Annotated in this window: 11 protein-coding genes and 1 other annotated feature; of the genes, 6 read left to right on the top strand and 5 right to left on the bottom strand. The window is 38.9% G+C overall.

Annotated elements, in window-relative coordinates; translation table 11 throughout:
• The first annotated feature begins 8 nt into the window (after positions 1–8).
• Positions 9–461: a D-aminoacyl-tRNA deacylase gene (gene dtd, locus R8923_RS01275; protein ID WP_485870941.1), complete on the top strand. Its 453-nt coding sequence runs from the start codon at positions 9–11 to the stop codon at positions 459–461.
• Positions 462–499: 38 nt separating this feature from the next.
• Here dtd and R8923_RS01280 read toward each other — a convergent pair whose 3' ends face one another.
• Positions 500–1,780 carry an N-acetylmuramoyl-L-alanine amidase family protein gene (locus tag R8923_RS01280; RefSeq protein WP_485870942.1) on the bottom strand — a complete coding sequence of 427 codons (1,281 nt, stop codon included), beginning with the start codon at positions 1,778–1,780 and terminating at the stop codon, positions 500–502.
• Between the two features lie 200 nt (positions 1,781–1,980).
• Positions 1,981–2,202: a binding site (T-box leader), on the top strand.
• A gap of 51 nt (positions 2,203–2,253) precedes the next feature.
• Between R8923_RS01280 and hisS the strand changes: the two genes are divergently transcribed.
• The gene (hisS, locus tag R8923_RS01285) at positions 2,254–3,519 is read left to right on the top strand and encodes a histidine--tRNA ligase (RefSeq protein ID WP_485870943.1); all 1,266 of its coding nucleotides are present in this window, start codon (positions 2,254–2,256) and stop codon (positions 3,517–3,519) included.
• 12 nt (positions 3,520–3,531) lie between these two features.
• The gene (aspS, locus tag R8923_RS01290) at positions 3,532–5,301 is read left to right on the top strand and encodes an aspartate--tRNA ligase (protein ID WP_485870944.1); all 1,770 of its coding nucleotides are present in this window, start codon (positions 3,532–3,534) and stop codon (positions 5,299–5,301) included.
• A gap of 41 nt (positions 5,302–5,342) precedes the next feature.
• On the opposite strand, the gene R8923_RS01295 is transcribed toward aspS, so the two are convergent.
• The 3 genes from R8923_RS01295 to R8923_RS01305 all read right to left on the bottom strand — a co-directional run bounded on the left by R8923_RS01295 (position 5,343) and on the right by R8923_RS01305 (position 7,441).
• Positions 5,343–5,723, bottom strand: coding sequence for a hypothetical protein (locus tag R8923_RS01295; RefSeq protein ID WP_485870945.1), 381 nt, complete (start codon positions 5,721–5,723; stop codon positions 5,343–5,345).
• A 128-nt stretch (positions 5,724–5,851) separates the two neighbouring features.
• Positions 5,852–6,220 (bottom strand): P-II family nitrogen regulator, encoded by a 369-nt coding sequence (locus R8923_RS01300; protein ID WP_485870946.1) that lies wholly within the window; start codon positions 6,218–6,220, stop codon positions 5,852–5,854.
• Between the two features lie 15 nt (positions 6,221–6,235).
• Positions 6,236–7,441 (bottom strand): ammonium transporter, encoded by a 1,206-nt coding sequence (locus R8923_RS01305; RefSeq protein WP_485870947.1) that lies wholly within the window; start codon positions 7,439–7,441, stop codon positions 6,236–6,238.
• A gap of 293 nt (positions 7,442–7,734) precedes the next feature.
• On the opposite strand from R8923_RS01305, the gene R8923_RS01310 reads away from it, so the two are divergent.
• From R8923_RS01310 to R8923_RS01320, 3 genes are all read left to right on the top strand, one after another.
• Positions 7,735–8,340 (top strand): TetR/AcrR family transcriptional regulator, encoded by a 606-nt coding sequence (locus tag R8923_RS01310; protein ID WP_485870948.1) that lies wholly within the window; start codon positions 7,735–7,737, stop codon positions 8,338–8,340.
• A 161-nt stretch (positions 8,341–8,501) separates the two neighbouring features.
• Positions 8,502–10,643 (top strand): MMPL family transporter, encoded by a 2,142-nt coding sequence (locus tag R8923_RS01315; protein WP_485870949.1) that lies wholly within the window; start codon positions 8,502–8,504, stop codon positions 10,641–10,643.
• Between the two features lie 1,345 nt (positions 10,644–11,988).
• Positions 11,989–12,798, top strand: coding sequence for a hypothetical protein (locus R8923_RS01320; protein WP_485870950.1), 810 nt, complete (start codon positions 11,989–11,991; stop codon positions 12,796–12,798).
• A 369-nt stretch (positions 12,799–13,167) separates the two neighbouring features.
• Here R8923_RS01320 and cymR read toward each other — a convergent pair whose 3' ends face one another.
• A complete protein-coding gene (cymR, locus tag R8923_RS01325; protein WP_485870951.1) occupies positions 13,168–13,590 on the bottom strand; it encodes a cysteine metabolism transcriptional regulator CymR in 423 nt (140 codons plus the stop codon).
• Positions 13,591–13,675 lie beyond the last annotated feature (85 nt).

Here is a 13,675-nt window from a genome sequence, read left to right on the forward strand (position 1 = left end):
GATGGACTATGCGTGTTGTGCTTCAACGGGTGACAAGTGCTAGTGTAACGATTGATGACGAAATTATTGCAGAAATTCCACAAGGCTTTTTGCTTCTTGTCGGCTTTACTCATACGGATACGGAACGTGAAATTGATTGTTTAGTACAAAAAATTGCAAATCTCCGAGTGTTTGAAGATGAAAATCAGAAAATGAATTTATCTATTCAGGAAGTTTCTGGAAACGTGCTTAGCGTTTCACAGTTCACACTTTATGCGGACGTGAGAAAAGGACGCCGACCAAGTTTCACTGACTCAGCACCGGGTGCGGAAGCAGAAAAATTATACAATTTATTTAATAAAAAGTTGGGGAAAGCTGGTTTAGGCGTAGACGTTGGAGTTTTCGGAGCGGATATGAAAGTTTCGCTTACTAATGACGGACCAGTCACGATTTTGCTTGACTCAGATGATTTAATGAAATAGGGAAAGCCGGGAAGTTCATATGAACTTCCCGGCTTTTTTTAGTTAGCGAAATAATTTGCGAGTCCTTCTGTAACACCTTCAGCAATTTTTGTGCGATAAGAACTAGAATTAATATTAGCTTCATCAGCTTTTGAACTTAAATAACCAAGTTCAAGTAAAACAGCAGGTTGCTCATTTTCACGAACAACATAAAAGTCACCAACGCGGGCGCCTCGATTTGTTGTTGGAAGGATATTTCCTAAACTTTTATTAATGCTTTTGGCAAGTCCCTTATCACTACTGTCATAATAATAAGTTGTTTGACCGCTCACGCTCTCATCATTATGTTCAAGACTATCATAATGTAAGCTTACAAATGCATCAGCATTGTTTTTCGAAGCAATTTTTGTTCGTTGACGTAGTGAAATATATTCATCGTGGTCACGGGTCATAATGACTTTAGCGCCCGCTTGTTCAAGTCGAGCTTTAATCGCATTTGCCGTTTTTAACGTTGCCTTCTTTTCAATTGTTCCATTTTCACCTTTTGCCCCAGGATCATTTCCACCATGGCCTGGATCTAGAACGATAGTTGCTTCAGAAAGTTTTGTTGTTTTTGATTTAGCCGGTTTTTCTTTACTATTACCAACATCAACAACCCAGTTTGCGACGTACCCCGTCTTCCCATCAGAAGTTTGTACTTGATACCAGTCACCTTGCACACCTTGGATTCCGTAAGAATGACCAGAGTTTGCTTTTTCAATAACTTGACCACTTAAATCAGGTTTGCTTCGAATGTTTGTGGAGTCGTCACGAATCGTTAAACTTTGCAAATTACTTTGATCAACTTTTGTCGTTGATTCGCGAATCGTTATGTAACTCGCATTTACCCAAGCATTTTGCCCTTTATATTGAATTTGAGCCCAGCCATTTTGTTCACTCACAACATTAATTTGATCACCTGTATTTAATATACCTAAAACGGTGCTGTCAGTTGATGGTTTGGACCGAACATTTAATCCATTTTCAGAGCTTACGACCGCCGTACTATTACTTGCAGCGCTCACATCCGTGTTTTCTACGAGCCAGCTAGCCACCCAACCGCTATTTCCGTTGTCTAACCGAACTTTGTACCATTTATTTTCTTCTCCAATGACGCGAAGTACGTCACCTTTTCGGACTTGACTTGTGACATCATAAGCAAGACCTGGACCGTTTCTCACGTTTAAAACTTCCGCCTGAACGCGAACCGCATTTGCATTCGCCATTGCAATCGTTGTAATAACCCCCGCCGCAATGAGTAACGCTGATAAAACGGTAATAAATAAAAATTTATTTTTCACGAAATTGTTGCACCACCTTTATAAAAACTTCTTCAGGTCATTAAAATGGTACCATAAATTACGCTTTCATGGAACTATTAACCATAATTTTTTGAAAAAAGGGAAAAATTTTTTCGTCTGAGTGTAGATAGACTTTTAGCGTTTTTCAATTATCCAATTGACTTTAACCATTTTTTTTAGTAATCTAGAAATAATTCATATTTAAACTGATGACGAAGAAAAGTACAAAAAATCACTCCCATAAAAGAGAGAATTTCATTTGCTGAGAGAAATTCATGGTGAAACTTTTTGGAAAGACACTTTCGAGGTTTTGACCGAAAATAAGTAGGTCAAAACGTACTCCGGCGTTAACGGAAGAGTGGGAATTATAAAATTCCAATTAGGGTGGTACCACGGGTGAATCTACATCTCTCGTCCCTTGTTTTCGAACAAGTGACGAGGGATTTTTTATATTCAAAAAAGGAGGAAATGTGATGAAAATTCAATTACCGCGTGGCACGCGAGATATTTTACCGGAAGAGGTACAAAAATGGCATTTTCTTGAAGATAAATTTCGTGAGATTTGTGAAAACTATCGTTATGAAGAAATTCGTACGCCTATTTTTGAACATACAGAATTATTTGAGCGTGGTGTAGGGGATTCAACGGATATCGTTTCAAAAGAAATGTACACCTTTCAAGATAAAAAAAATCGGAGTTTAACACTCCGTCCAGAAGGAACTGCTTCGGTTGTTCGTGCGTTTGTCGAGCATAAAATGTTTGGTGATGTTAATCAACCAGTGAAGCTATACTACAATGGACCAATGTTTCGCTATGAGCGGCCACAAGGCGGGCGCCAGCGACAATTCACCCAAATTGGTGTGGAGGCAATTGGGAGTGCAGATCCTGCTATTGATGTGGAAATCATTGCGCTTGCGATGAATTTTTATAAATCTATTGGACTTAAAAATATTTCATTAACCATTAATAGTTTAGGAGATAAAGAAAGCCGCTTGAAACACCGCGAGGCACTCATTGCGCATTTTGAACCACGCATTGATGAATTTTGTTCGGATTGTCAAAGCAGATTGCATAAAAATCCGTTGCGTATTTTGGACTGCAAAACGGATCACGCACATCCGCTCGTTCAAACAGCACCGTCAATTTTGGATTTTCTAAACGATGAATCAATTGCTTATTTTAATCAAGTAAAAAGGTTTTTAGAGGCAATTGAAATTCCATTTACGGTTGATGCAACGCTTGTACGTGGACTTGATTATTATAACCATACAACTTTTGAAATCATGAGTGATGAAGAAGGTTTTGGAGCGAAAACAACGCTTTGTGGTGGCGGTCGTTATCACGGGCTTGTAGAAGAATTTGATGGACCAGAAACGCCTGGAATTGGCTTTGGAATGGGCGTAGAGCGTACTTTGCTTGCGCTTGATGTCGCAAATGTCGAAATTCCAAAAGATAAAGAACTATGCTGTTATGTGATTGCGGCAGGGGAGGCAGCGGAACTTGAAGCCGTTAAAATTGTGAATAAACTTAGAAACGCTGGAATTAGTGTGGATAAAGATTATCAAAAACGCAAATTTAAAGCGCAAATGAAAGACGCGAATCGTAAAGAAGCAAAATATACCATTATCATTGGAGAAGATGAGTTAGCGTCTGGTGTCTACCCGCTAAAAAATATGGAAACAGGTGAGCAAATTTCAGTTTCAGCTGGAGAACTTGTTAGCCGTTTAACGAAACCCTAAGGAGGAAAAAACGTGGAAAAAAGAACAGCGTATTGTGGAGAAGTAACAGAAAACTATATTGACCAAGAAGTCGTATTACATGGCTGGGTACAAAAACGTCGTGATTTAGGTGGCCTTATCTTTATTGATATGCGTGACCGCGAAGGAATTGTGCAAGTGGTCTTTAATCCCGAATTTTCTGAGGAAGCACTTCGTGTTGCAGAGTCCATTCGTTCGGAGTTTGTCATTACTGTAAAAGGGAAAGTTGCAGCACGTGATGAGGCGGTTATTAATACGAAAATTCCAACAGGAAAAGTGGAGATTGTGGCGTCTAGTGTAACCATTTTGAATCGCTCCAAAACACCACCGTTTTATATTGAAGACGGAATTAATGTTTCTGATGAGCTACGTTTAAAATATCGCTATCTTGATTTGCGTCGTAAAGAAATGGCAGAAACCTTTAAAATGCGTCATACCGTTACGCGCGTTTTCCGTGAAACGTTAAATAAACTCGGCTTTTATGATATTGAAACGCCGTATTTAACAAAAAGTACACCTGAAGGGGCGCGTGATTATTTAGTTCCAAGCCGCGTTTATCCAGGGAATTTTTACGCGCTACCGCAATCACCGCAAATATTAAAACAGCTTTTAATGACAGCTGGATTTGACAAGTATTACCAAATTGTTCGTTGTTTCCGTGACGAAGATTTAAGAGGCGATCGCCAACCTGAATTCACCCAAGTCGACCTTGAAACTAGCTTTTTATCTAAAGAAGAAATTCAAGCTTTAACTGAAGAGATGCTTGTAAATGTGGTCCGGGAAGCGAAGGGTATAGAAATACAAGCTCCATTTCCACGTATGACCTACAGCGAAGCGATGTCGCGCTACGGAAGTGATAAACCAGATGTGCGTTTTGACCTTGAGCTGACTGATATTTCAGCTGTTGTAAGCGATGTGCCATTTAAAGTGTTTACATCGGCCATTCAAGCTGGAGGTGTTGTAAAAGCAATTAATGCCAAAGCCGCGGCCGATAAATATTCACGTAAAGAAATCGATGCGCTAGGCGAATTTGTCGGTACTTATGGTGCAAAAGGACTCGCGTGGCTTAAAGTAGAAGAAGCCGAGTTAAAAGGACCAATTGCGAAGTTCTTTGATAAAAACAAGCAGACTGAGCTACGAAAAGTACTTGACGCAGAGACAGGTGACTTACTTCTTTTTGCAGCAGATCAACCAGAAGTTGTTGCAGCTTCTCTTGGGGCCCTCCGCTCAAAACTTGGGAAAGAACTTGAACTAATCGACGAAAGCAAATTGGCTTTCTTGTGGGTGACAGATTGGCCACTATTTGAATACGATGAAGAAGCAAATCGTTACGTTTCCGCACATCATCCGTTTACTTTACCAAGAGCTGAAGACATTCCTCTTTTGGAAGAAAAGCCAAGTGAGGCGATGGCGGAGGCCTATGATATCGTACTTAACGGCTATGAAATCGGTGGCGGCTCGCTTCGTATCTACCAAAAAGAAGTGCAGCAAAAAATGTTCCGCGCCCTTGGTTTTACGGACGAAGCAGCAGAAGAACAGTTTGGCTTCCTCATGGATGCGCTTGACTACGGTACACCGCCTCATGGTGGCATCGCACTCGGACTCGACCGTATCGTGATGATTCTGGCAGGAAAAAACAACTTGCGTGATACAATTGCTTTCCCTAAAACAGGGAGTGCTGTTGACCCACTTACAAATGCACCTGGTGAAGTAAGCACAGCACAGCTTGATGAGCTCGGCTTGACGATTCCTAAAAAAGAATAAATAAAAAAGAGGTGTGAAGTTTTTGGCTTCACACCTCTTTTTTAAAATCCGGTCGTAATGGCTTCTATATTGTCAACCTTAACCTTATTCACAAGAAGACCTTGATTGGCCTCGTTTTCCCAGAAAGGACCTTGTAATTTTTTTGCTACATCTTGACTAACTTTATTTTTATTATAAAATGTCGCTTCTACGTTATAACGACTGCCCTTTTTAACGGTTTTCCACATTTCTTCAGAGAGCGGGATGGTAACTACTTCGGTACCCGCACCGTCAATTGTGCCGCTAACAGTATGATCTGCTGATTTTTTGGTTGGAGTAAAATTAAAAGTAATATCAACTCTCGTGCTCATATGTTGATAGTAAAAATATCCGCCACCAATGAGTAAAACAGCGATTATCGTGAAAATGGGAATTTTACGCATAAAATGAGCTCGCGCCTCCAATCTAATTACATCTCACTATCAATTATAGCTGTATTCCGCTCATAGTAAAGAGGAAAAGATAATTTCTCATGATTTTTTTAGAAAAGGAGGCATTTATTTGGTTAATTTTAATTTTCAGAGGGTGAATCTTGAAGTGCTTGGGTTCCAGTTTCCCCAGTGCTAATTTTAATGACTTCGCTAAGCGGATAAATAAAAACTTTCCCATCGCCTGCTTCCCCAGTGCGCAGTGTGTGTTTAACGACGCGTAAAACTTCTTCAACAGGTACGGTACTAACTACGATTTCGATTTTCATGCGCTCATGAATGTTATTCTCTTTCTTTTTACCGCGATACAATTCGATGAAACCTTTTTCAAGACCAGTGCCGAGTGCTTTGGTTACAGTTAAGCCGCTAACACCGATTTTAGCTAATTCTTTTTGGAATGCTTCAAATCGATTGGGGCGCGTAATAATTTCAATTTTTGTTAAATTTTCCATGGTAAAACCTCCTTTTTAATCATGATAAGCTTTTTCGCCGTGAAGTGTTAAGTCAAGTCCTTTATACTCTTGCTCTTCGCTAACACGGAGCGGTAGGAAAAGCTTGATGAGTGCAACGATAATGACGGTTGCAGCGGCGACAAAAACGATGGTGATAGAAATCGCGGCAAGTTGTTTAAAGAGTAGTGAGGGATTCCCGTAAAATAAACCGTCAGCGCCAGCTTCGTTGATTTTGGTTGTGGCGAATAACCCGGTTGCGATGCCGCCCCAAATGCCGCCAATTCCGTGAAGGCCAAATGCATCTAGTGCATCATCATATTTAATTTTACCCTTCAACCAGAAAACGCCCCAGTAACAAAGTGCACCCCCAAGGAATCCGATAAGCATGGATGCAGGGACGGTGACGAACCCGGCAGCAGGTGTAATAGAAACGAGACCAGCGATGGCGCCTGAAATTGTACCAAGCATTGTAGGGCGTTTATTTGTAAGCCATTCGACTAAGCACCAGCCGATAATACCTGCAGCTGCAGCTGTATTTGTATTGACGAACGCGGCCATCGCGACATTATCGATTGTGAGTGCACTACCGACATTAAAGCCGTACCAACCGAACCAAACAAGGATTCCACCGATTAAAGCAAGCGGAAGATTGTGTGGTGAAGCTGTATCGACTTCTTTTCTTCGACCGAGCATAATTGCAAGAACGAGACCGGTAATACCTGAGCTAATATGGACGACATTTCCGCCAGCAAAATCGAGTGCGCCAAGGTTGCGAAGAAAGCCGCCATCTCCCCAAACCCAGTGCGCAACGGGTGAATAGACGAGTAGGGACCATAGGACGATGAACACAAGGTAAGCGGCGAAATTCATTCGTTCTGCGAAAGCGCCAGATATGATGGCAACGGTTAAAACAGCAAATGTCATTTGGAACATCATAAATAGTAAATGAGGAATGGCATCGCTATAAAGTTCATTTGGGGCAAAGCCTACTTGGTTTAAAAAGCTCCACTCAAAACCACCAATGAAGCCGTTATTTGGAGAAAATGCGAGTGAATAACCTACAATAACCCACAAAATCGATATGACAGCCATGGATGCAAAACTATACATCGCTGTGCTTAAAACATTTTTTCGACGTACCATTCCACCGTAAAATAAGGCGATTCCTGGTGTCATAAGCCAAACTAACAATGTACAAAAAAACATAAAGACAGATTCCATATTCAACTCTCCTTATATGTTAGATAAACTAACATTGAATAATTTATTTATGCCACTATAATACATAAATAAATTTAAATTGCAAGAATTTTTTATTGATTCCGCAAATTTTGTTAGATTATCTTACAAAAAAGTGAAATTCATTTGATTTTTCAACTCAAATTTAGTAGGAAAGAATGTTTTTTTAGGAAAGGGATGTCAGCTTTCATTCAAAAAAGGTTTAGGAAAAATCTTGTTTGTTTGCTCATAATGATGATAAAATAAGAGGAAGTAGAGGAAAAGGAGCGTTTTACATGGTAAAGAGAAGTCGAGCAGAGGAATTTTTAATAACGCGTAAGAAAATTTTAGATGCTGGCAGAAACTTATTTATGGAAAAAGGGTATCGGAGTGTGTCAACGCGCGAGATCGCTGTTAATGCGGGTATTACGCAGCCGGCGCTTTACCATCATTTTAAAGATAAAGAAATGCTCTATCTTGAAGTTGTAAAGGAGCTCACGACAAGTATTCAAGCTGACATGGATAAGTTAATACAGAAAAATTTGCTTCCAGTGGATAGGTTGAACGAAATGGCTGTGATGCTTATTGAAAAACATCCGACTAATATTTTACTAATGATTCATGATATTTTGAACGAGTTAAAAGAAGAAAACCAGTTTTTTCTTTATACTTTATGGAAAGACACATATTTACAACCATTTCAGAATGTTTTTGAGCAATTAGAAGTTAGCGGAACAATTCGCGAAGATGTTACTGCTGAACGTGCTGCTCGTTTTTTCCTTTCAGCAATCAGTCCACTTTTCTCTCGAATGAGTAGGTTTGAAAGCAATGAACCGATAAGTGTTCGTGTGAAAGAGAAGGTTGACTTTATTTTGTTTGGATTGTGCGAAAAAGAGGTATAACTTAATCAGAGTGATGACGAATGAATGTTACTATCTATATGCTATAACGGGAGCATGTGAGTAGTATCGCTTGTTGTCATTTTTTTTAAGCATATTTATCGATTGATAAGTGAAAATATGGTATTCTATTTATCAGTTGATAAATGAAGGGAGAAGTGAAAATGAATCATTTTTTAGAAAAAATTGCTGATGGCGTTGGAGGGAAGAAAGGGCGTTTTGTGACGCTTTCAATTTGGGTTCTTGCTGTAATTTTGTTACAACTCTTCTTGCCAAGTGCAGATGAATATAAAGATGATGCAGCAAGCGATCTTCCAAGTAATGAGCCGTCGGTTGTAGCGGACAATAAAGTAAAAACTTATTTTGGCGGACAGGCTGGAACGCCGCTTCTTATTACTTGGTATAGCGCAGATGGTTTAACGAATGAGGAACTGACAAATATTCAAGCCATTAATGCGTCGCTTACAAAAACACCTGTGGCACATCAAGAAGCAACCATTCCGATTGAAAAAATGCCGCCAATTATCTTAAAAAAACAACTTTCAGAAGATAAGACGACATTTATCCAAACCATTTTAATGGATGAATCTGCCACCGCAGATGAACTTAAAATTGGGATGGATGAAATAAAGACGCGTGCAGAAAGCGTGCTTGGCGAAGATCCTTTTAGTAAAAAAATATCAAGTAAAAATGAGCTAGTCGCTCGAACTACTGGGCCAGCTGGTATAAGTGTTGATGCGACAGGGCTGTTTCAGGATGCCGATGTGTCACTGCTCATTGCAACGGTACTCATCGTGTTGATTATCTTACTTATTATCTATCGTTCGCCAATATTGGCGCTTATCCCACTTGTTGCAGTTGGGTTTGCCTACATGATTATAACCCCATTACTTGGCTTCTTAGGCGAACAAGGGCTTATCACATATGGTTCACAAGGTCTTTCAATTATGACCGTACTTCTATTTGGAGCCGGGACCGATTATTGCTTGTTCCTTATTACACGTTATCGCTCTGTTTTACGTCATGAGGAAAACCGTTTCAAGGCTTTCCGAACAGCGTTTAGTGGAACGTCGGGCGCGATTTTACTAAGCGGACTTACTGTCATGGCGGCACTCTTAATGCTACTTGCTGCACAGTACGGTTCATTCCACAACTTTGCGATTCCGTTTAGCCTTGCCATTTTAGTTATGCTACTTTCGTCGCTTACGCTAGTCCCAGCACTCCTTGGCCTGTTCGGTCGCGTCTCATTTTGGCCATTTATCCCGCATCCAAATAAAAAACATAAAAGAGGCAATCAATTTTGGAATCGTGTTGGGAAATTGGCGACAAAGCATCCTGTTATTGTGACTGTCGTCGCACTCTTTTTATTGGGAGGAGCGGCACTTCAAACGACCAACGTTTCTTACACGTATGACACACTCTCTACTTTCCCAAAAGATATGCCTTCGCGAGAGGGTTTTAAGCTAATCAGTGACCATTACGGGGCTGGGTATTTAGCTAAGGTAGAGGTGCTCGCTGAGAATCCGACTGAGGCTTTAAAACAAGATTTAGAGAATGTAAAAGGTGTGGAATCGGTCGGTTTACCTGAGAGAAGCAAAGAGGATTCAAGTATGGTGAAATACGATATTGTGCTTGGGATGAATCCATATAGCAATGAAGCAATGGATTTAATTCCTAAAATCAAACAAGTGGCAAATGATGATGCGACAAACGCATATGTCGCTGGCCAAACGGCTTCTCAGTATGATAGTCGTGTGGTAACGGAACACGATGAAAAAGTGATTATTCCGCTTGTTATTGCGCTTATAAGTATTTTGTTACTCACCTATTTGCGTTCGATTACGGCGACGCTTTATCTCGTTCTTTCCGTGTTAATTTCTTATGCTTCTGCAATCGGGCTTGGTTGGCTCATTTTACATCACGGTTTTGGTGTACCTGCCATTTCAGGACTGATACCGCTCTATGCGTTTGTATTTATTGTGGCACTTGGCGAAGATTACAACATCTTTATGATTTCGAGTATTTGGAAAAACACGGAAAAATGGTCGCTACGAAAAGCTGTTCAAGAAGGTGTACATCAAACGGGTGGCGTTATTACATCGGCAGGAGTCATTTTAGCTGCAACTTTCTTAGTTTTAACAACATTACCAATTAATCTACTCGTTCAATTTGGGCTCATTACAGCAATTGGAATCTTACTTGATACATTTTTAGTCCGACCACTACTCGTCCCAGCTGTAACAACGCTATTTGGCAGATGGGCATTCTGGCCAGGCAAGAAATATAAAACAGTGGAGAAAGGTTAGAAAGAGCTTGGGACATAAATAAAAAATAGGTAAAAATCCAGTAAAATCCATTTTTTTAAATAGCAGGTTTACTGGATTTTTGCATATCTACTTTCTTTTTTTATAAGACAAAATCTAATTATCTCCCAAGCTCTTTTTTTGAAAAGAATAAAAATATTGTTTTTTGTAAAAGTCGCTATCTGAGTAATATTTCTAACTCTGTATTTGTCTAATCCTTCTGCGTTAAACCTCATCATTAATATGATGGAAAACATTATAGGAATACTGCAGGAACAATACAACAAACTCAAGAATAAGTTTCATAAAGTAGAAGCTGAGCTAATTTTCATTATAACAATCGCTCAAGTTCAATCCAATGATAAAAGCGGCATAAGATGCGGACTAACAAAGAGAACAAGGATGTATTATTCATGTGTGGTACTTTCAAATAATCATGTTCGAAAGCAGTATTTGCAACTTTCTAACAGACATAAGGCACTCGTGGAAATAACTAGCGCAGAAAGTATTATTAAATAAACAGTGGAATTTATGTGTCGGTGAACTGGTAATTCAGCATTTTTTTGTTTGAGATTTACTTTTTGTCAAGAAGGAAGATTGTAATTATAAATCTTCTTACACCCAAATAGGCATACTTTAAAAGTATTAGTTATGGTATGCTCGATTTGCCTTATAAAAAAGGAGAAATGAAACAGTGAATTATTTAGATTCAAAACAAAAGTATTCTGCATAAAGTAAGCCAACACCTATAATATAACTTATGTCTCTGTTTCTACAACCATAGGGAAACTTAAATTATATGTAGAAGGGGTGAATAAATGGTAAATACTAGTATTCTAGGCCTAGTGCTAGCGGCTGTTTTAGCGGTCTTAGTAATATTTATAGTTTTAAAGATAATCCAGAGGCTAAAAAAATCACACTTGTTAATTGAAGTTAGTCACTTGTGTAAAGTGCAATTCTTCGATAAGGAAATTAGAGAAGGTTTGCCAATCAACCAGGTTACGGAGAAAAATAAGATTAGATGACCAGCCATCTATCGAATTATACTTACGAAAGAATAGTAAAAATAGCTTACTTCATATGAAATATAGGATCACCATCTGCTATAGAGATACACATTGTAGAAGAAACTTGCTTCAAAACGATATAAAGGGATATAGCTGATATCTCAAGTGTGTGAATGCTGGCTGTTAAATTGGAGTCTACTTCACTTAAAATAAGGCTAACGTCTTGCGGTTTTAATTATTTAGAATAAAATTTTTTTAATACAGTTTTAAAATTGAGTTTCAAATACAAAAATAGGGGTAACTTAATTTAGTACCATAAATTAAATTGAGGGGGATATGTAATGATAATTACGAAGAAAAAAACCTTCTTAGGATTACTCTTTTTGTTAGCTTTATTAGTTGGGATTTCAGTTTTCAGTACTAATTCGAAAGCGGCAAGTATTAGTTTGCTAAAAAACAGTTCGTTAACTTCTGAGTACACCAATCAGCAATTAGACTTAAAACTAACGGGACAAACAGGGCTTGAAATTTCGCTTTTGACATCACAGTATGTTGGATTTAAAGTGGACGATAACCTCAAAGAGTTGCTATCGGACCAAACAGTAGCAGACTCTTTAAAAATTGATTATAGTGTTCCAACTCTGCTTGGTAATAAGACAGGAGTAGTGACGACTCTGGAGGTAAATCCGACTACAGGAATCATTTCCGGGCGCATTCCATTTAGTTTATTGAATATTGCTATTGGACAAACAGCAACATATCATTTAAGTAGCAATATCAACATACCAGCTGGTTCTTATGATTTTGAAGCGATTGCAGCTGATACACCAATCGATTTGCCACTTTTAGGGACAAGTGGAGCAAAATCTTCTATGACTGTTATTCCAACAAAGACACCAATTGAATTCTTTATTGGAACTACTCCAGAAGGAAACACATATGTTACATTTAGCCATGCCATTCCGGATACTTTTATTTCTTTCTTCCCATCTGAGGGTGGAGGAACAAAAACGGAAGCCGGCGAGGATGGCACCGGGAAAGTTACATTTAACAAAAAATTAACGGCTGGATCGACTATAGAGGTAACAATTAGTGAGCCGGATGGATCTGTTTATAAGGAAACGCTAGTAGTTCCTGCAGAGCCATTTTAATTAGGTAAACAATTAAGTGGCGTATGACGGTAATTTTGTCATACGCCACTAACGCAAATAGTTTAACATTATTTTTTGGATTCTGATGTTACAAAAAAGAATGAAAAATATACTATGAAATTTGTTAGAGGAGACTTTCTAAGAAGCGAGCTAGCAAATTATGTTGCATCAAATATGGGTATAAAGAGTCTAATAAAATAAAACGCGAAGAAGGCGTATCGGAAACAAAGCTTAATCAACTTTTAAGAAGCAGATTGATAAGTAAATAAAAAAACAGGCTACTTTGATATTTGTTCAGTAGCCTGTTTTTTATTCGCACTTTTTACCCTTGTTTTTATTTTAGATTCAGTTAAAGACAGGTGGTGATTTTTAAATATAAAACATATACCCGTCCTGAGGCTCATCTTTACTTTCGTTGGCCAGTAAATCTGCTAATGTAGTGTTATCTAAAACATTTCGAACGGCATCGCGCATGATAGTCCAAAGCTCACGTTGTGCTGCTTCCTCGTCTTCCATGCTTTCCACTAAAACAATAGGTCCCTCAAGCGTGCGAATCACATCTCCCGCAGTAATTTCACTTGGGTCAGCATTTAAAATATAGCCACCATGTGCACCGCGAATACTTTTGACGATACCAGCATTTCGAAGTGGACCGATTAGTTGTTCTAAATAATGTTCTGATAACTTTTTTTTCTCTGCAATACTCCGAAGAGATGTTGGACCTGTTCCTATTTGTCGTGCAAGTTCAAGGGCAATCGTTAAACCGTAGCGCCCTTTCGTTGTAATTTTCATGCTTAATCCTCCACTATTCCGCTAGACTTTATATAGAATCATTATAGCGGAAGTTTAGCTAGTACGCAACGAAGTCACCGCATAT

It is taken from the genome of Listeria tempestatis, assembly GCF_963575625.1.
Taxonomy (GTDB): Bacteria; Bacillota; Bacilli; order Lactobacillales; family Listeriaceae; genus Listeria; species Listeria tempestatis.